The sequence below is a fragment of the Rubripirellula obstinata genome, from assembly GCF_001642955.1.
Taxonomy (GTDB): domain Bacteria; phylum Planctomycetota; class Planctomycetia; order Pirellulales; family Pirellulaceae; genus Rubripirellula; species Rubripirellula obstinata.
In genome coordinates this window covers 22214-37008 of the sequence record NZ_LWSK01000057.1, presented here as the reverse complement: position 1 = coordinate 37008, position 14795 = coordinate 22214, and the positions used below count along the sequence as shown (strand labels likewise).

Annotated in this window: 26 protein-coding genes and 10 tRNA genes; 21 read left to right on the top strand and 15 right to left on the bottom strand. The window is 55.8% G+C overall.

The genetic code is table 11. The annotated features are described in order from the left end of the window. The coding region (locus RC85_RS15060; protein WP_157593941.1) for a GNAT family N-acetyltransferase at positions 1 to 260 on the top strand (260 nt) is incomplete at its 5' end. A gap of 535 nt (positions 261 to 795) precedes the next feature. Here RC85_RS15060 and RC85_RS15050 read toward each other — a convergent pair. Further along, positions 796 to 1353 carry an ATPase gene (locus RC85_RS15050; RefSeq protein WP_068264281.1) on the bottom strand — a complete coding sequence of 186 codons (558 nt, stop codon included), beginning with the start codon at positions 1351 to 1353 and terminating at the stop codon, positions 796 to 798. Continuing rightward, positions 1353 to 1724 (bottom strand): TA system antitoxin ParD family protein, encoded by a 372-nt coding sequence (locus tag RC85_RS15045; protein ID WP_068264279.1) that lies wholly within the window; start codon positions 1722 to 1724, stop codon positions 1353 to 1355. Before RC85_RS15045 ends, RC85_RS15050 begins: the two co-directional genes overlap by 1 nt. Before the next feature lie 116 nt (positions 1725 to 1840). Here RC85_RS15045 and RC85_RS15040 point away from each other — a divergent pair, with 116 nt between their 5' ends. The 3 genes from RC85_RS15040 to RC85_RS15030 are packed head-to-tail and all read left to right on the top strand — an operon-like array spanning position 1841 to position 3490. Beyond that, on the top strand, positions 1841 to 2446 hold the full coding sequence (locus RC85_RS15040) for a nitroreductase family protein (protein WP_068264290.1): 606 nt from the start codon (positions 1841 to 1843) through the stop codon (positions 2444 to 2446). Between the two features lie 5 nt (positions 2447 to 2451). Beyond that, positions 2452 to 3006 (top strand): RNA 2'-phosphotransferase, encoded by a 555-nt coding sequence (locus RC85_RS15035; protein WP_068264276.1) that lies wholly within the window; start codon positions 2452 to 2454, stop codon positions 3004 to 3006. A 7-nt stretch (positions 3007 to 3013) separates the two neighbouring features. Further along, positions 3014 to 3490, top strand: coding sequence for a macro domain-containing protein (locus RC85_RS15030; RefSeq protein ID WP_068264274.1), 477 nt, complete (start codon positions 3014 to 3016; stop codon positions 3488 to 3490). Positions 3491 to 3496: 6 nt separating this feature from the next. On the opposite strand, the gene RC85_RS15025 is transcribed toward RC85_RS15030, so the two are convergent. Further along, a complete protein-coding gene (locus tag RC85_RS15025; RefSeq protein WP_068264272.1) occupies positions 3497 to 4057 on the bottom strand; it encodes a hypothetical protein in 561 nt (186 codons plus the stop codon). Positions 4058 to 4218: 161 nt separating this feature from the next. After that, positions 4219 to 4386 (bottom strand): hypothetical protein, encoded by a 168-nt coding sequence (locus RC85_RS27505; protein WP_162273216.1) that lies wholly within the window; start codon positions 4384 to 4386, stop codon positions 4219 to 4221. Between the two features lie 75 nt (positions 4387 to 4461). On the opposite strand from RC85_RS27505, the gene RC85_RS26895 reads away from it, so the two are divergent. The 4 genes from RC85_RS26895 to RC85_RS15005 are packed head-to-tail and all read left to right on the top strand — an operon-like array spanning position 4462 to position 6248. Next, entirely contained in the window at positions 4462 to 4599 is a 138-nt protein-coding gene (locus tag RC85_RS26895; protein ID WP_157593940.1) for a hypothetical protein, read from the top strand. Next, a complete protein-coding gene (locus RC85_RS15015) occupies positions 4589 to 5143 on the top strand; it encodes a DUF2924 domain-containing protein (protein WP_084422699.1) in 555 nt (184 codons plus the stop codon). The genes RC85_RS26895 and RC85_RS15015 overlap by 11 nt, the downstream gene beginning before the upstream one ends. Further along, positions 5047 to 5643, top strand: coding sequence for a DNA alkylation repair protein (locus RC85_RS15010; RefSeq protein WP_084422698.1), 597 nt, complete (start codon positions 5047 to 5049; stop codon positions 5641 to 5643). Before RC85_RS15015 ends, RC85_RS15010 begins: the two co-directional genes overlap by 97 nt. Continuing rightward, positions 5628 to 6248 (top strand): HD domain-containing protein, encoded by a 621-nt coding sequence (locus RC85_RS15005; protein WP_068264266.1) that lies wholly within the window; start codon positions 5628 to 5630, stop codon positions 6246 to 6248. Before RC85_RS15010 ends, RC85_RS15005 begins: the two co-directional genes overlap by 16 nt. 6 nt (positions 6249 to 6254) lie before the next feature. On the opposite strand, the gene RC85_RS15000 is transcribed toward RC85_RS15005, so the two are convergent. The 7 genes from RC85_RS15000 to RC85_RS14970 form a co-directional block, all read right to left on the bottom strand. After that, positions 6255 to 6446: a hypothetical protein gene (locus RC85_RS15000; RefSeq protein ID WP_068264265.1), complete on the bottom strand. Its 192-nt coding sequence runs from the start codon at positions 6444 to 6446 to the stop codon at positions 6255 to 6257. A 4-nt stretch (positions 6447 to 6450) separates the two neighbouring features. Beyond that, positions 6451 to 6729, bottom strand: a complete 279-nt coding sequence (locus tag RC85_RS14995; protein WP_068264264.1) for a TIGR03643 family protein — start codon at positions 6727 to 6729, stop codon at positions 6451 to 6453. After that, positions 6726 to 7046, bottom strand: coding sequence for a hypothetical protein (locus tag RC85_RS14990; RefSeq protein WP_068264263.1), 321 nt, complete (start codon positions 7044 to 7046; stop codon positions 6726 to 6728). The genes RC85_RS14995 and RC85_RS14990 overlap by 4 nt, the downstream gene beginning before the upstream one ends. Positions 7047 to 7094: 48 nt before the next feature. After that, a complete protein-coding gene (locus tag RC85_RS14985; RefSeq protein ID WP_068264262.1) occupies positions 7095 to 7613 on the bottom strand; it encodes a DUF6653 family protein in 519 nt (172 codons plus the stop codon). Next, positions 7610 to 8461, bottom strand: coding sequence for a PhzF family phenazine biosynthesis protein (locus RC85_RS14980; RefSeq protein WP_068264261.1), 852 nt, complete (start codon positions 8459 to 8461; stop codon positions 7610 to 7612). The genes RC85_RS14985 and RC85_RS14980 overlap by 4 nt, the downstream gene beginning before the upstream one ends. A 111-nt stretch (positions 8462 to 8572) precedes the next feature. Beyond that, a complete protein-coding gene (locus RC85_RS14975) occupies positions 8573 to 9049 on the bottom strand; it encodes a DUF1569 domain-containing protein (protein ID WP_068264260.1) in 477 nt (158 codons plus the stop codon). 23 nt (positions 9050 to 9072) lie between these two features. Further along, complete coding sequence (locus RC85_RS14970) at positions 9073 to 9342, bottom strand: toxin-antitoxin system HicB family antitoxin (protein ID WP_068264259.1); 270 nt, start codon at positions 9340 to 9342, stop codon at positions 9073 to 9075. 93 nt (positions 9343 to 9435) lie between these two features. On the opposite strand from RC85_RS14970, the gene RC85_RS14965 reads away from it, so the two are divergent. From RC85_RS14965 to RC85_RS14955, 3 genes are all read left to right on the top strand, one after another. Then, positions 9436 to 9756 carry a DUF1801 domain-containing protein gene (locus RC85_RS14965; RefSeq protein WP_200836735.1) on the top strand — a complete coding sequence of 107 codons (321 nt, stop codon included), beginning with the start codon at positions 9436 to 9438 and terminating at the stop codon, positions 9754 to 9756. 151 nt (positions 9757 to 9907) lie between these two features. Continuing rightward, a complete protein-coding gene (locus RC85_RS14960) occupies positions 9908 to 10414 on the top strand; it encodes a CIA30 family protein (RefSeq protein ID WP_068264288.1) in 507 nt (168 codons plus the stop codon). 1 nt (position 10415) lies between these two features. Next, positions 10416 to 10967: a sugar O-acetyltransferase gene (locus RC85_RS14955; RefSeq protein WP_068264257.1), complete on the top strand. Its 552-nt coding sequence runs from the start codon at positions 10416 to 10418 to the stop codon at positions 10965 to 10967. Positions 10968 to 11061: 94 nt separating this feature from the next. Here RC85_RS14955 and RC85_RS14950 read toward each other — a convergent pair whose 3' ends face one another. From RC85_RS14950 to RC85_RS14935, 4 genes are all read right to left on the bottom strand, one after another. Then, a complete protein-coding gene (locus RC85_RS14950; protein ID WP_068264255.1) occupies positions 11062 to 11511 on the bottom strand; it encodes a type II toxin-antitoxin system VapC family toxin in 450 nt (149 codons plus the stop codon). Positions 11512 to 11513: 2 nt separating this feature from the next. Then, the gene (locus RC85_RS14945; RefSeq protein ID WP_068264253.1) at positions 11514 to 11771 is read right to left on the bottom strand and encodes a type II toxin-antitoxin system Phd/YefM family antitoxin; all 258 of its coding nucleotides are present in this window, start codon (positions 11769 to 11771) and stop codon (positions 11514 to 11516) included. Between the two features lie 169 nt (positions 11772 to 11940). Beyond that, positions 11941 to 12150 (bottom strand): hypothetical protein, encoded by a 210-nt coding sequence (locus RC85_RS14940; RefSeq protein ID WP_068264251.1) that lies wholly within the window; start codon positions 12148 to 12150, stop codon positions 11941 to 11943. An 87-nt stretch (positions 12151 to 12237) separates the two neighbouring features. After that, complete coding sequence (locus tag RC85_RS14935; RefSeq protein WP_068264250.1) at positions 12238 to 12627, bottom strand: CoA-binding protein; 390 nt, start codon at positions 12625 to 12627, stop codon at positions 12238 to 12240. A gap of 413 nt (positions 12628 to 13040) precedes the next feature. Between RC85_RS14935 and RC85_RS14925 the strand changes: the two genes are divergently transcribed. The 10 genes from RC85_RS14925 to RC85_RS14885 all read left to right on the top strand — a co-directional run bounded on the left by RC85_RS14925 (position 13041) and on the right by RC85_RS14885 (position 14645). Continuing rightward, positions 13041 to 13112, top strand: a tRNA-Phe gene (locus RC85_RS14925). Between the two features lie 336 nt (positions 13113 to 13448). Further along, positions 13449 to 13521, top strand: a tRNA-Ile gene (locus RC85_RS14920). Positions 13522 to 13546: 25 nt separating this feature from the next. Next, a tRNA-Lys gene (locus RC85_RS14915) sits at positions 13547 to 13619 on the top strand. 91 nt (positions 13620 to 13710) lie between these two features. Further along, a tRNA-Thr gene (locus RC85_RS14910) sits at positions 13711 to 13781 on the top strand. A 53-nt stretch (positions 13782 to 13834) separates the two neighbouring features. Then, positions 13835 to 13905 (top strand) — tRNA-Gly (locus RC85_RS14905). A gap of 9 nt (positions 13906 to 13914) precedes the next feature. Beyond that, positions 13915 to 13986, top strand: a tRNA-Asn gene (locus RC85_RS14900). Positions 13987 to 14071: 85 nt separating this feature from the next. After that, positions 14072 to 14143 (top strand) — tRNA-Gly (locus tag RC85_RS14895). Between the two features lie 106 nt (positions 14144 to 14249). Beyond that, positions 14250 to 14324, top strand: a tRNA-Gln gene (locus tag RC85_RS14890). Positions 14325 to 14417: 93 nt separating this feature from the next. Next, positions 14418 to 14490, top strand: a tRNA-Asp gene (locus tag RC85_RS26890). Between the two features lie 80 nt (positions 14491 to 14570). Next, positions 14571 to 14645: transfer RNA gene (locus RC85_RS14885), tRNA-Glu, on the top strand. The last annotated feature ends 150 nt before the right edge of the window (positions 14646 to 14795 follow it).

Below are 14795 nucleotides of genomic sequence, written 5' to 3'. Positions count from 1 at the left end.
AACTTCCCGTCGCGGTCCTCGCGTGGCTTGGCGTTGACCAAACCTTTCAAGGTCGAGGCATCGGTCAACGTTTGCTCGCGACCGCGCTTCGAGACTGCCACGAAGCCTCGCAAACGTTCGCGTTCATCGCCGTCATTCTTGACTGCGTCGACGCCTCCTCCAAAGCGTTCTACCAACGCTTCGATTTCACCGAGCTTCCGGGTTATCCGATGCGGCTCTACTTGCCCTTCAAACTTTTGGACAAGCTCGTCGCGGGTTGAACGAAAAGTATTTGAGGATTGAACGATCACATAACCCTACGGTCAGATGCAGTTCATTTTGCCAGCGTTCTTGGACAGACCAAGAATCAAGCTCCAAATTTGCGGTTCATTCTCAATCCATAACCGCCAGTTAGCGGAGAATGCTTGTCCATTTTGCGGCCATCCATCACCCGCCAGTCGCCAATGAGTCAGCCCAAATTTCAACTTGAATATGCCCGGTCGGTTTACTCCGACCGCCGGGTTAACGAACAAGCCGATGTTGGTCCTTTGGACTGGCATCGGCTTTTTTCGTGCTTTACCGCAATCCTGGTAAGGACTTACGCGGGCGCAGGCCGGCGAGAGTTCTCTCGGGGTGTCTCTGGAAAAGTACTATCCGGGCGTCGGCGAAACGGGCTCTGGGGCGATCTCGGCCAAAGGTCTCTCGTGTCTCTGTACGATGCAGACCTCAAGGTTATGAGGTCCAGGAGTGCGATCGGAAAAAAGTGGCGGGCGTGCTCTCGTACCGTTCGGCGAGGGAAAACTGGCGGATCTCTTTTCAGTCGCGGGAGGAATCTCCGAAAGGTTCGCCATCGCGATATCGCTCGACGAGCTGGTACGGGTGACCGAGGTCGGAATTGTCGAAGACTAGGACGTGGGGGAGTTGGGCGATGGCTCGTTTGAGGTTCGCTTGTGTTCTTGCGAACCTCGCCTCGAGTTTCTCATCGGGCACGTCGTGGCCTCCTTGGCTGGCCCGAATCGAGACTCGCTCGATCGACGTGGCAACGTCCGCGATACGGATGAAGATCATCACGACCTCGTAGCCGCTTGACGCACACTCAGCCAAAAGGTCGACCTTCTCGCCGATCGGGTCTGACAAAACGGTCTCAAACACAAAGCTCTCGCGACGCTCAACCAGCGATGCTCGAATCGCTGCCGCGGCCTCCGCCGCCTCGTAGGGACCGATCGCAAGTTGGCCGGCGATCTCGTCAGCGTTGACGAATCGCAAACCACATTCGGACAGATGCGACTCGAAAAACGTTGACTTGCCGGCTCCATTGGAACCGGCCAAAGCGACCACGATCGGTCGCGAGTCGAAGAAGTTGAAACCCAGCATCAACCGGCGGCCGGTTCAAAGACTCGATTCACAAATCGGCCAATCGTCTCGGTGCCATCCTCGTCAATCTTGCGAAGCAAACCGGGGCGATCCTTCACCGGCTCATAGTGCGGGAAAGGCCGCGACTTCAAATAGTCACTCACGCGTTGCTGGCCGGCCGGCGAATCCACCGCCGCCACCACTTCGGATAACGACCGAACCGAACCCGCTTGCCGAAGCGCCATCGCTCGGTCCCCGCGCAGCAGCGGTTCGAGCGACTTGCCGATCGCCGCCCAAAACTCAATTTGGCCAGCAATGCTGCGCTGCGAAAGCTCGGCCGTCGCGCGAGCGTCACAAACGAGTTCGTCGGATAGTTTGACCGGTTGGCCCATGGTTTTGCTCCTGAACCCTCCAGGGTAGCATAACGCTACCTCTGGTTCAAGATTCGTGCTTGGCCGCGACCGTCATCTGTTCCCCTTTTCAACAAATTCAGTCGAAAGAAATCAACATGCAAGTCAAAGACGCGATCTTCAACCGCCGAGCGATCAAGCAATTCGACGCCGACCACAAAATGACGGCGGCCGAGGAAAAAGAGCTGCTCGAAACTACGATTCAGGCTCCGACCAGCTTCAACATTCAGCACTGGCGGTTCGTGATTCTTCGCGACGCCGAGCTGCGAGCGAAGATCCGCAAGGACTTTGGTAACGACCAAGCCCAGATGACCGACGCGTCCTTGCTGGTGTTGTTCACCGCCGACACGAAGGCTTGGCAGAAAGACCCGTCGCGTTACTTTGCCAACGCAGCGAAGGAAGTCGCCGATTTGCTAGTCGGATGGATGGGGCCATTTCACGAAGGTCGCGAGTGGTTGCAACGTGACGAAGCCCAACGCTCGATCGGCATCGCAATGCAAACCATGATGCTGGCCGCACAAGGGTTGGGCTACCAATCCTGCCCGATGATCGGCTTCGACATCGAAGAGGTCGCCAAGCTGATCAACCTACCCAACGACCACGTCATGGGACCCATGGTCGCGATCGGCAAAGGCACCAAAGACGCTTGGCCGAAACCAGGACAACTGCCGCTTGACGAAGTCGTCGTCGAAAACGGCTTTTGAGTGCCATGCTTAGCGATAGGAAACTCACATCGACGAGCAAATTTTTGAGCTTGGTTCTGCGGCATCAACCCGAAGTCGTGGGCATGAAGCTTGACGAGGAAGGTTGGCTGGACATTGACGAACTCATCTCATCTGCCAACCAGCGGGGAAAGCAGTTGACGCTTGAGTTGGTTCACGAAGTGGTCGCGACGAATGACAAGAAGCGGTTTGCGTTGAGCGACGACGGACTCCGCATTCGCGCCAGCCAAGGACACTCCATCACCGGCGTCGACTTGAAGCTCGAAGAGACAACGCCACCCGACACGCTCTTTCACGGAACCGTCGCCGCGTTTATCGAAAACATCCGCACGATTGGTTTGGAAAAACGATCGCGAAACCACGTGCATCTTTCCGCAGACGAATCGACCGCAACCAAAGTCGGATCAAGGCGAGGCAAACCAATCATTCTGCAAGTCGACGCTGCAGCGATGCATCGTGACGAGCATCGTTTCTACTTGTCCGCCAATGGTGTTTGGTTAGTCGACGCCGTGCCGACACACTATCTGACTTTCCCGACTTGAGCATTTGATGAGCAAACTCGAAATCGTCAACGGCGATCTCTTGGATCAAGACGTTGATGTAATCGTCAACGCTTGGAACCGAAACATCATTCCGTGGTGGTTGTTGCTTCCGCAAGGCGTTTCAGGAGCGATCAAACGTCGTGGCGGGCATGCTCCGTTTCGCGAGCTTGCTAAGCATGGACCGATCCCGCTGGGTGGTGCGGTGCAAACCGGCGCAGGCAAATTACCGTTTAAAGCGATCATCCACGTGGCCGGCATCAGCATGTGGTGGCGCTCAAGCGAAACGTCAATTCGCGATTCTTGCCGCCATGCACTGGCATTGGCTGAAGAATCTGGTTTCGAGTCGATCGCATTGCCGTTGATCGGTGCAGGGACCGGCGGCGGTTCGACCGATGCAGTTCTTGATCTGATGAAGGATGAACTTTCCAACGTTTCGTTCGGTGGACGAATTGTGATTGTTCAATTTGAGAAATCCAAAATTTGACAGCGACTACTTCGGATCTGCGACCGGCTTGACTGGCATCGGATAGTCGAAGTTGATCGCTTGGTCCAGCAACTTGCTGCGGCGGTCTTTCATGCCCCTCATGAACGGGATCACGTCTTCGCCGTAGGCACGTTCGGCGTATTGGTGGCTGGTCAGACCGGTGCCGTTGGCGGCGCGCCCGTAGATGAATACGTTGAACTCGACGATGTTGCCTTCCCACGTGATGAAGTCGACTCCGAACTTCTTTCCGTCGTTGCTTTTCCAGACGGCAAATTTCGCTTGCGGGTTCTTTGTTTTCAGAGCGTTCACCAGAGCCCCGACTGCCTTGCCGGGATCGTTGCCAGTGGGCTGAGTCCGGACAGCGATCATCTTGGTCCATCGCTGAAGCGTTTCGCCTTCGGGGATGTATTCGTTGACGGTGCCGGTCGCTTCGCTGCCGCCGATGAACTCGAGGGCGAAGGTTTGTTCTCCGAATTTTAGCTGGGGCTTGGTCGCCGGACTCTCGGCGGCGGCGGGCAGTGCCAGCATGCAACTGGCGGCGAGGAAGAAGGCAGCGGGCGTCTTCATGGTGTGGTTCCTGTGTGTGATTGGTTTCCAGCAAGTCAGAGCCCGTTCGCGGCGGCGACTTGCGCAGAATCTGGTCAACGTGCACCAGTTTGCTCCTACATAACCCTGAGGGCGAGTTGTTTGGTTCGACTCGCTCGGGATTCTTCAACAGGAGCGTGGGGTTATATGGCGTTGACGTACATCCAGCCGAAGACACAGGTGCGGAAAGTGGCAAAATTGCTGCGGTTGGCGGCGAATCGGGTGAAAACCGAGGAGATGCCCGAGAGTTTGGAAAGTTCTCCCGAGATCGGCGAATCAGCGCTTGAGATCTCTCCGCCGTCAGTGATCACTGTGTCTCGCAGACGCGGTTCTGCTGGCGGCGGAACCGACTGCAACGATGACACTCGGGCCTGACGGCAACGCAAATGAGCGAACAACAACGCGAGCAGATCGCAACCATTCTGGCACGAGCGATCCGGCAAAAGCTGGACAAACAAGCCAGCACCGAAACGAAGAAAGACACGCCACAAACGCAAGCACCGGAGGTGGTCGATGAGTCCTGAAACATCATTCGCAATCGCCGAGTTGGCGGACCTGACGATCGACCAACTGGTCGCAAAGTACGAAGAAGTCCACCAAGAGAAGTGTCGATCCCGCAACCGCCTTTTTCTTGTCCGCCGCGTTGCCTGGCGGATTCAAGCGAACGAAGAAGGCGGTCTGAGCGAGCGGGCGTTGTTGCGAGCTGGACCGATCGCCGACGAATCAGTGATCCGCGTCACGCCGCCGAAACCGAAGTCCGGTCGTGATGTGGTGCGAACACAAATGCCGCCGAACTGGGACGCTCGAATCCCGCCACCGGGTAGTTTTCTGGAGCGGCGATATAAGGGAAAGATCCGACGGGTGCTCATCTTGACTGACGGTTTTGAATACCAAGACGAGCGTTTCGATTCGCTTTCTTTCAGGCTGTGCCGGGTGGGTACGGCGAGGGCGATCAGTTTCTCGGTTGTGTCGTGCCCGAACAGCGGAAGGTGGCTCGGCAGTTTCGTGATTTGTCGCGTGGCGAGCTTGAAAAGCTGTTCGCTTCGCTTTGGCATGAATGCCGACTGACTGGGATGTTGATTCTGGTCGGTCAGTACGAGCGGGCGGCGAAGCCGAAGAATCCACATCGCGAGTTTGAATGTCGCGAGATCGTCGAGTTCTACTTGGCGAACCTTGATGCCGTGAACAACTGGGACATCGTTGATTCGACGGCTCCAAAGATTCTCGGGGCTTGGTTGGTTGAAAAATACGATGAGCGTGACGTGCTCGATCGGCTAGCCGCGAGCGATGTGTTGTGGGAGCGACGCGTGGCGGTTTTGGCGACTTTCTCCCTGATCAAGAACGACGAGTTCGAGGAGATCATCGAGCTTTCCGAGCGTTTGATGGACGACGGGCACGACCTGATGAACAAGGCGATCGGATGGATGCTTCGTGAAATGGGAAACCGCGATCAGTCGCAACTAGAGAAGTTTTTGAAGAAGCACGCCAAGACGATGCCACGAACGATGCTTCGCTACTCGATTGAAAAGTTGTCACGGGAAGAACGAACGAAATGGATGAATCATTGATGCAGCAACTTACCAAACAAACCGAAGCGATCGTTCGAGAGCGGATGTCGGGCCAAGCCGCGGGGCATGGGATGGACCATGTGCTTCGAGTGTTGGCGTCGGCGCGTGCCATTCAATCCGAAGTCGGCGGCGATTTGGAAACGATCGAATTGTCGGCTTTGTTGCACGATGTGGGTGACGCCAAATTCCATGACGGTGTGGAACGGAGTGCCGAGTTCGCTCGCGAGATTTTGAGCAGCCTCGGTGCAGGCGATGACTTGATCGAGCACGTCGCTCACATCGTCGACAATATCTCGTTCCGCAAAGGGGACTCCGCAAAACCGCTGTCGCTGGAGGGCCAAATCGTGCAAGACGCGGATCGGCTCGATGCACTCGGAGCGATCGGGATCGTGCGGACGATCGAGTACGGTGCAGCTTTGGATCAGCCGTTCTATCGACCTGACGCTGTCGATGCGAAGACAGGTGTTGGGCACTTCCACGAAAAGCTGTTCAAGCTGAAGTCGTTGATGAACACCGACGCGGGCCGACGCATGGCGGAAGATCGCGAAGCGTTCATGCGAACGTTTTTGGATCAGTTCATGAGCGAGTGCGGTGAAGAAACCTGATGTCGCTCAGTGACGCTTCTTGCTCTTCCAAGTGCCGCCGTACTGATAATGCGGGTTGCCCGGTTTGACTTTTTCAAGACACGCCGGGCAGACGAAGATCCAGTCGCCGTCTTCGTCGATGCGGACGCGGTAGAGCACGTCGTTCGTTTCGGTGCATCGCGAGCAGGGTTTGGTGCGGACGCGTTTGATCTTTGCCATCGTGTTAGCCGCGCTGCGACTTGGCTCGGAAGCGACGTGGCTCGTCGCCGGCGTCGGTCTCGGCGAACTTGGCTTCGTGCTTGGTGGATCGCCCGTGAGTACGCTTTCGCCACATCTTGAACGAGTTCGCGGTCATCTCGGATCGCATCAGCTTGATCACGTCGCCGGGCGTCAGGCCGAACTGCGTGCGGATCGCGTCGAAGCTTGTACGGTCCTCCCACGCCATCATGATGATGCGGTCGATCTCGCCTCGAGTCAGTTCGTTGTCTTTCGATTCGGTCATTTGCGTTTCTGTTTGCCTCGCCACGCAAGGCTTTCGTTGTTCCAGCGATTCAGCGTCGTCATGTCGCCCGTGAGCAGTTGCTCGCCCATCGCGATCGCTTGGGTGAGTTGTTCGTCGTTCAATTGTTTGTAGGCGACAAGGCGGCGATCGAGATGGTCGTACCAGCAGCCCTGAAAGAGCTGATCGAGAATGACTCGCATGAAACAGTGGTCCTCGGTGACAACCCACTTGCCCAGTCTCGCTTTGGCAGGCAATTCGGTGCGAGTCAGCTCGAGATAGCGGTCTTGAAGCTCGTAGCGGTGGATGGGTTCAGCCATGATTTCGGGAACACTAATCAACTCTCATCGAACACTAATCACTCCGACCTATTCTTCATTAGTGTCAATTAGCGAGGATGAGTGTTCCTTCTGCTCGTTCTCCCACCAAACCCAAACCATCCGGTCGATGAACCAAAGCTTGCCGAGCATCGTGATTGCCAGTCCGCTGAGTGTTGCTGCAAGGTCCAACCAGATCAGTCCGGCGATGAAAACGACCGCTCCCAGACTTGCCAGCGTGGTGAGCACTCGGATGATCCGATGATGGTGGTTGGCGACGGTGCCCGGTTCGTCCGCGAGCCAGATGCGTTCGCCGAGGACGCCGCGTGACATCCAATTGTCGAGTGACTTTGGTCTCGGGAAGATTCGCGGGTTGATCCAAATCCACGCAACGATCATCGCGATCGGAATGAGCGACCACCAGCCGATCCAAATCCGACTCCAAATCGCCAGTCCAAGCATCGGCGAGATCGCAACGCGAGTCCATCCGCTCCACGGGTTGGCATGACGCTCCCAAACCGCGTCGTCCATCCCCATCACGCGCTGGGTCGCTCGGCCGAGTTTGTTCATGACGGTTTGCTCAGCAGTCGACCTTCGAGAACCGTGACCGCCGTGCCTGTCAGATGAGCGCGATCGCCGACGACTTCGCACGCCACCGTGCCGCCGCGAGACGAGGCTTGGTAGCCAACTAACGATGTCTTCCCTAGCCGGTCTGCCCAGTAAGGTGCCAAGCAGCAGTGCGCCGAACCGGTGACGGGATCTTCATTGATCCCACATTGGGGTGCGAAGAAGCGGGAAACGAAGTCGGTGCCGTTCGATCCGCCGGCGGCCGACACCATCACGCCGCGAGTGTTGATGTCTGCAATCGCGTTGAAATTCGGGCGAAGCGATTTGAGGATGCTCGCGTCTTCGACAACAACCAGCAAATCGTACTTGCTTCGCAGGACGGTCGCATCGCCAATGCCGAGAGCATCCAACAGTTTGTCGTAGTGGATCTTGTTAAAGATCCGTCCGCCAAAATCAGGATCTTTAACAAGATCCACTACCGTTGGCGGAGTCGCTGGAAAGTCGAGCGTGATCCGCGAGTCGGCTTGCGTGCAAGTCAGCTCGCCGCTTCGCGTTTGAAATCGAATCAGCTCCCATGCCTCGACGCGTGCTTGTTCAATCAGCGTATGTGCCGCGGCCAGTGTCGCGTGACCGCACAAGTCGACTTCCGTCGCGGGTGTGAACCAACGAAGATGGAAACTTCCGGCTTCATCAGTCGGAACCACAAACGAAGTCTCCGCCAGGTTCATCTCCGCGGCGACGTTCTGCATCCACTCATCGCTTGGATAGCGGTCCAACACGCAAACGGCAGCCGGGTTGCCGGTGAAGAGTCGATCGGCGAACGCATCAACCTGCCAAATGGGGATGCTCATTTCAATGGTCCTGGAACGAAGTTGACGCGGAGTCGCGAGAGACGGAGAGACGCTAAGCGAGGGTGATTGGTTCGGGGCATCTCTGCGTCCTAGCGACTCCCCGACTCCGCGTCAAATCTCACTGCTTTCGTTTGGAATGAGAAACGAAAGGTGATGCCCGGCATGGACCCACATCAACTGTCGCCACTCATCGTGGTCGAGATTGTCAACGAAGGGATAGTCGTCGAGTGATCCCGCAAACGTCTCGCACTGGCTGATCGCTCGAATGCAGCCTTCGATGATGGTGTCGTCCTCAGAATCCGCCAGCGATTTCGGTTGCAGGCTGGGGAGCGTCGGGACGCCTGGCATCTTCCGCGTCTTTAGAAAGCGATGCGTCAACCACTTTCCGAACGTTGCTCGAACAATCCAAGGGAAGCGAAATCCGAGGCCTTCCATTTCGCCCACCATCGTCGACGTAAAATGCTCGCAAATTTGGGTGAGGTTCCAGTTCTTAGTTTTCGCATAGCCGCTGGAGCGAAGGTTTTGAATTTCCGCGATCACTTCATCACCGGTATGAAAATCCAGCGTTCGTTTTTGCGTGGCTGCCACGGTCGTTCCTCGGGCTAGGGTTCCTATTTGGCACGCCGTGCCGCGTCGATTTCCTTTGGCGTCGGCTCTTTTCCGCCTCGTGACTTCGACATGAATTTCATCACGCGATCGTGAAGCTTGTCTTCGTCAACGCCAGCCAAGCGATCGCCCATCATCGCCAGCGTCTCGGATTGCGCAATTGTCGCAGCAAGTGTCGCGTTAATGTAGCTATTGAGCGAAACGCCTTGCTCGCTGGCAAGTTGTTGTGCTTTCGCTTTCAGGTCGTCAGGCATTCGCAACGTGATTGTCGCCACTGAACGTAATCTCCACATACTGCACGCGGTCAATCGCCCCAGATGGTAGTCTACCGATCGTTCCTTTGCGATTCGACAGGAAAAAGAATGACCATGACTGACGCAGAGAAGATGAATCTGAGCAACCTTCTTGATTCGCTCGTGATGGCGGCGGTTCCGAAGGCGTCGAAAGTTCCCAAGTACGGCGGGACGCTCTACACACTGAAACCCGATGAAAAGGAAGGCCAGTTCTGCGGCGTTTTTCCCTACAAAGCGCACGTTCAGTTGTCGTTCGCTCAAGGTTCGTCGCTCGACGATCCCGATGGTTTGCTCGAAGGTGGCGGCAAGTTCCGGCGGCACCTGACGTACAAAAGCCTCGATGATGTCGATGAAAAGATCGTGAAGCGGTTTTGCAAAGCCGCCATCAAGCTGTGATATGATCGGAAGGTTTGGTTTGCTTCGTTGGTATAGTTCGGTTCCCGCCCCAATCCTCTCGCCGTGACCACCAAGCATGAAACCGCTCTTTCGATTTGCCGCCGTACTCTTGTTCGCTGTCCTCACGGTACCGACCGCGGAAGGACAGACCATGACCAGCCTGTTCGACTTTGCTCAATCCAGTGACGCGGCCAAGTGGCAGATCGTCAACGACGGCGTCATGGGCGGGCGATCAAGCAGCCAAGCGTCGATTGTCAAATTGGACACTGGGGAAGACGCGATGCGGTTCGCCGGCAACCTGTCGCTCGAAAACAACGGCGGGTTCGCGTCAGTACGCTCGCGGCCCAGCGGTTCACTCGGTCTCGATCCCGGCGAGACGATCGTGTTGCGAGTCAAAGGCGACGGACGTCGGTACACGTTCAATCTCTACACGCCCGATCGCCGGACCGCATTCTCCTACCAGATGGAATTCGCCACGACCGCCGGACAGTGGACGGAAGTCAAACTTCCGGTCGATCAGTTCGTCGCTCACTCCTTCGGCCGACGCATGGCCAACATGAGGCTGACGCCCAGCCAAGTTCAATCCATTGGCATTTTGCTCGGGGACAAGAAACCGGGACCGTTCGAGATCTTGATCGACTCGATCATGGTTCAGTGAAATGAGTGAGAAGCAAAAGATGCTCGCCGGCGAACCTTACGACCCGGCTGATCCAGAATTGACGGCCGATCGCCTGCACGCGCGGAAGCTAATCCACACGCTGAACCATGCCGAACCGGACGACGCCAAACGCATGAGAAACGTTTGCCGCGAACTGTTCGGCAGTGGTGGAGACACGGTTTGGCTTGAACCGCCTTTTCGATGCGACTACGGAACCAACATCTATCTCGGCGAGAAGGTTTACTTCAACTTCGATTGCGTGATCCTGGACGTTTGCGAAGTTCGGATCGGCAGCCATGTGTTTGTTGCACCCGGCGTGCACATCTATACCGCCACGCATCCGCTGGACGCTGACCTACGCCGGAGTCAAGAATTCGGCAAGCCTGTCACGATCGGAGACGATGTGTGGATCGGCGGCAAAGCGATCATATGCCCTGGCGTGACCATCGGAGATCGCAGCGTGATCGGTGCCGGCAGCGTAGTCACCAAGGATGTGCCGTCTGGAGTTCTTGCGGCTGGCAATCCTTGCCGAGTGATTCGTGAACTCGAATAACGAAGAAGGTTACTTCCTCAACATTTAGGAGGAAACTGGCCAACGCGGCTTCACTCGATCTAGCATTGCCGATGACTGAGCCAACCGACTAATCCTATGGGTCGATTATCGCGAACGAAACTGCTTGCGCCGCATGCTTCATTCTCAGGTCGGCCGCAACGAGTTGTGTAACGCCCGCTGACTTCATTGGGCCGAGATGCAAGCCATCTAGCGAACGCAAGGGAATTGGATTCGCGATCCCCATGCACTGGTCAAGGATTTGGCATGAAAACGCTGTCGCCTTCGCATCAACTTCAATCGACATGTATCGACGCTCATCAACGTGTCGCCGGAATGACTGAAAAAGCAACTTCGCCGCGCCCGGTTGAATCTCGCCGCGACATTCTTTCGCCACCAGAGCGTAGTAAAGTTCGACGAAATGTAGAGTGCTAATTGCGATCGGCTCCGGCTTAGAAATCAGGAGTCGCCGATAATCACTCGAATCGGTTTCTGGTGCGTATAGTTTCAGCAGCGCCGATGTGTCCCAGTAGATTGCGTTGGTCATCGCTAGAACCGGTCGGCGCGAGAGGCATCCCAGAACGCCTGGGGAGTTGCGACCGCTTTGCTGCAAATCGCAGCGTTGGCGTTAGTCTCAAGCTCAGCCGCCCAAGTCGCACGGTCGACCCGCGATTTGTCAGGCACCAACGCGCCGACCAATCTCGCCATCGGTTGTCCGTTGACCAGGATCACGATTTCTTCGCCTTCGGAAGCACGTTTGACCATGCTATCCAAGTCGCGCGACACGTCAGCCAGATCCGCGTTCATTCGATAAACTCCATCAGTTGTTTCTCCGTATTGTATTAAGAGTCGACCTGCCTTGGCACATTTCTAGGATCCCGACACGAATTGAAACGCTTTGCTCTTGATTCACGGTGGGTAAGCCGAACGCTAGGTAAATCGCACAAGACAGCATGAAGCCCCATTCTGAATTTTTCTACTCCAGCATTTCATCAAGCAGATCGCTGTTAGATTCGTCAAACGAGAGGACTTGGCCAACATCCGCCGGAGGAATATCAAGCACGCTGTAAGGTTTGCCTGCTGGTCGCTGCTTATCGACGCGTTGTGCCAGCCAAACCAGAAGTTCTCGCTGCTGGTCAGCAGACAGGGAGGCCGCCGCTGCTTCGATCTGATCTAGATTCTCCATGACCTCATTTTTGCTTGGCATCGAGGAAGTTGCAAGTCAGTTGTCGAGCAATCAGGGTTCCAGCTAGCTTGAGAGGGTAAACCGTCGCTAGTTCCGAGCCAAGAGAACGAGCACGCACGATCCGTCGTCGATCACGTTGATGCCGGCTTCGCGAGCGGACGCACTGGCCTCGCCATCTTCCGCACCGGGTTGCATCCAGATGTGCTTCACGCCGGCAGCGATCGCGTCGGCGACGACTTGGCGAGTGACCTCGGGTGGCGTGATGATCGACAGCGATTCGGGAACGACGGGAAGGTCAGCGATCTTCGGGTACGCCTTGTGCCCGTCGATCTCTTCGGTGACCGGGTTGAGCGGATAGGTTTCACGGTCGGCGGCGAGCAAGGCTTTGAAGACCTTGTAACCGTACTTGTGCGTGCGAGCGGATGCGCCGGCGACGGCGTACGTTTTGGCCGCGAGAAAAGATTCGATTTCGTTCATGGAGGCGAGTACTTTGTTTGATCAACGGGGTTTCGATGTTGTGGGCGGAACGGACCCGCGAAAACATTCTCGCGAAAAAACGATTTCGTGCGAACCCTGCTGACGCCAAGGCGTCTATCTCTCCGAACACACAAGTCACATTCACAGACGAGCGAGTAACGAGCTTTCTGATGTTTTTACAGTTGAAAACCCAATCCAGTCGACTCGAACAGATACACGAAGGCAATCTCTTCGGCGCCCCTGTCCATAGTGACAGCCCGTTGAATACAGATAATGCCCCGGCGTATCCGCGTCTGATGTGACACTCGCTTTCATAAGCGAACGACTTCTTCATGAAGGCTCGGTGTCACTCAGGCATCGAGCCTTTTTTCGTGTCCGCATCGAACGGCGGGCCACAACAACGAACCCAATATGGGCTGGTAGCTGAGACGGTCTAGCGGCGGTCTGAAGAACCGCAGACGAGGATTCGAGCGCCTCCCGGCCCACTGAAAAATAGCTATTAGCGGTTAGCGATTAGCTATTAGCGAGAACAGGAAAGCTAAAGGCTAATCGCTAAAAGCTAACCGCTGCTTTTGGTAGTCGAGGGCTGGTCGCCCAAATCCGCCTGATACGCGGGTCGCGCTGAGTTCGATCCTCGGGGCTACCACTTACGACAACGACTCGAAAGGAAACGAACATGCTGCCTGCACTGCGATTGAAACGCATAGCCGCGACTGAACATCGGGGCTGTGGTGTAACTGGCAGCATGACGGACTTTGCTGTGACGTCTGTTAAGGGCGTTCGGTGAGGGCCGGGCTCCGTTCGGCCCCATCGCTACGCATCGGCGTGTAGCTCAGGGGTGAGAGCGGCGTCCTTATAAGGCGACGGTCGCGGGTTCAATTCCCGCCACGCCGACTGAAACGAAACAACGACGACACATGGGATTGTGGCAGACAAGGTAATGCATCGGACTCTTAATCCGAGCGATGTGAGTTCGATTCTCACCGATCCCACTTGAAGAAAGCGATTAGCCATTAGCTGTTAGCGATTAGCTCCAACATGGAAAAGCTAATCGCTAAAAGCTAACCGCTAAAAGCTACTCCAGCACTGATGGTCTAACGGCAAGACTCCTCCGTCGTAACGAGGTGATGCGGGTTCGATTCCGGCTCGGTGCTCTTGATGCTTTGGCATCTTTGATCTTTGACAATTTGGTAGTGATGCATTTTTTGCGCCCATGATGTAGCGGTAGCCTGCTGCCTTGCCATGGCGGAAGTGTGGGTTCGACTCCCACTGGGCGCTTTGCAAAAATCCGGTGTGGCCCAATGGTAAGGCGGCTCCCTGTTAAGGAGACGAGTGATGGTTCGAGTCCATCCGCCGGAGCTTCGCGAAGTTTGAAGGGTGAAGCGAGAAGTGTGGAATAGCTCGCTTCGTTCTACACCTCGCCCTTCAAACTTCCGCAAATTTCGTGTCCTTGGCCGAGCGGCAAAGGTTCCGGGCTTCCAATCCGGCTAGGTGGGTTCGACTCCCACAGGACACTCTTTCATTGTTGAAAACTCTCTCCGGCGCGTCGTCGCGACGTGAGCCTTTGAAGCTCGCAGGTCGGGTTCAATTCCCGGACGGAGTGCTTTGCAAGTTTAAGTTACGCCGGAGTAGCAGTTGTTGGTCGCTGCACCTCGCTCTGAACGAGGAGTTCATTGGTTCGATTCCAGTCTCCGGTGCTGTGGCCAGATCTGGTGTTGGCTTCCAGAGACTCACTGTGAATGAGTTTGTCGCCGGTTCAATTCCGGTTGGTCACCCTCGCGAACATATTCGGTCGCAATTTCCTCTGGGAAGGAAGCTTGATTGTCTATCAAGTCGTTGCGGGTTCGACTCCCGTTGCCATCGCTCGAAAGTCCATAGCAAACAGTCTTTAGTTGATAGAAGAAAGACCTACAGACTATCGGCTAAAGACTATCAACTATTTCGGCGTGGTAGATTCTGATGGCAGAATCGTCTGGTTTTCATCCAGGAGTCCGCGGGTTCGATTCCCGCTCACGTCACTTGGCTAGCTGATTAGCCGGTAGCCAATTAGCAATTAGCTTTTTCGGATCAGTGTTTGCTAACAGCTAACACGCTAAAAGCTAACTCGCTATTTCTGGAAGTCACCCGGCCGGATGAGGACACTGTCTTGAAAACAGCTGCGGCTAATC

What these genes read in the sequence shown, in the direction of transcription:
- RC85_RS14960 (WP_068264288.1), top strand. Translation starts at nt 9,908, where the DNA reads ATGACCAGCCTGTTCGACTTTGCTCAATCCAGTGACGCGGCCAAGTGG.
- RC85_RS26895 (WP_157593940.1), top strand. Translation starts at nt 4,462, where the DNA reads ATGAGCGAACAACAACGCGAGCAGATCGCAACCATTCTGGCACGAGCG.
- RC85_RS14965 (WP_200836735.1), top strand. Translation starts at nt 9,436, where the DNA reads ATGACTGACGCAGAGAAGATGAATCTGAGCAACCTTCTTGATTCGCTC.
- RC85_RS14945 (WP_068264253.1), bottom strand. Translation starts at nt 11,771, where the DNA reads ATGAACGCGGATCTGGCTGACGTGTCGCGCGACTTGGATAGCATGGTC.
- RC85_RS15035 (WP_068264276.1), top strand. Translation starts at nt 2,452, where the DNA reads ATGCTTAGCGATAGGAAACTCACATCGACGAGCAAATTTTTGAGCTTG.
- RC85_RS15025 (WP_068264272.1), bottom strand. Translation starts at nt 4,057, where the DNA reads ATGAAGACGCCCGCTGCCTTCTTCCTCGCCGCCAGTTGCATGCTGGCA.
- RC85_RS15050 (WP_068264281.1), bottom strand. Translation starts at nt 1,353, where the DNA reads ATGCTGGGTTTCAACTTCTTCGACTCGCGACCGATCGTGGTCGCTTTG.
- RC85_RS15015 (WP_084422699.1), top strand. Translation starts at nt 4,589, where the DNA reads ATGAGTCCTGAAACATCATTCGCAATCGCCGAGTTGGCGGACCTGACG.
- RC85_RS15030 (WP_068264274.1), top strand. Translation starts at nt 3,014, where the DNA reads ATGAGCAAACTCGAAATCGTCAACGGCGATCTCTTGGATCAAGACGTT.
- RC85_RS14980 (WP_068264261.1), bottom strand. Translation starts at nt 8,461, where the DNA reads ATGAGCATCCCCATTTGGCAGGTTGATGCGTTCGCCGATCGACTCTTC.
- RC85_RS15045 (WP_068264279.1), bottom strand. Translation starts at nt 1,724, where the DNA reads ATGGGCCAACCGGTCAAACTATCCGACGAACTCGTTTGTGACGCTCGC.
- RC85_RS14950 (WP_068264255.1), bottom strand. Translation starts at nt 11,511, where the DNA reads ATGACCAACGCAATCTACTGGGACACATCGGCGCTGCTGAAACTATAC.
- RC85_RS15040 (WP_068264290.1), top strand. Translation starts at nt 1,841, where the DNA reads ATGCAAGTCAAAGACGCGATCTTCAACCGCCGAGCGATCAAGCAATTC.
- RC85_RS14940 (WP_068264251.1), bottom strand. Translation starts at nt 12,150, where the DNA reads ATGGAGAATCTAGATCAGATCGAAGCAGCGGCGGCCTCCCTGTCTGCT.
- RC85_RS14955 (WP_068264257.1), top strand. Translation starts at nt 10,416, where the DNA reads ATGAGTGAGAAGCAAAAGATGCTCGCCGGCGAACCTTACGACCCGGCT.
- RC85_RS15005 (WP_068264266.1), top strand. Translation starts at nt 5,628, where the DNA reads ATGGATGAATCATTGATGCAGCAACTTACCAAACAAACCGAAGCGATC.
- RC85_RS15000 (WP_068264265.1), bottom strand. Translation starts at nt 6,446, where the DNA reads ATGGCAAAGATCAAACGCGTCCGCACCAAACCCTGCTCGCGATGCACC.
- RC85_RS14985 (WP_068264262.1), bottom strand. Translation starts at nt 7,613, where the DNA reads ATGAACAAACTCGGCCGAGCGACCCAGCGCGTGATGGGGATGGACGAC.
- RC85_RS14995 (WP_068264264.1), bottom strand. Translation starts at nt 6,729, where the DNA reads ATGACCGAATCGAAAGACAACGAACTGACTCGAGGCGAGATCGACCGC.
- RC85_RS14935 (WP_068264250.1), bottom strand. Translation starts at nt 12,627, where the DNA reads ATGAACGAAATCGAATCTTTTCTCGCGGCCAAAACGTACGCCGTCGCC.
- RC85_RS14990 (WP_068264263.1), bottom strand. Translation starts at nt 7,046, where the DNA reads ATGGCTGAACCCATCCACCGCTACGAGCTTCAAGACCGCTATCTCGAG.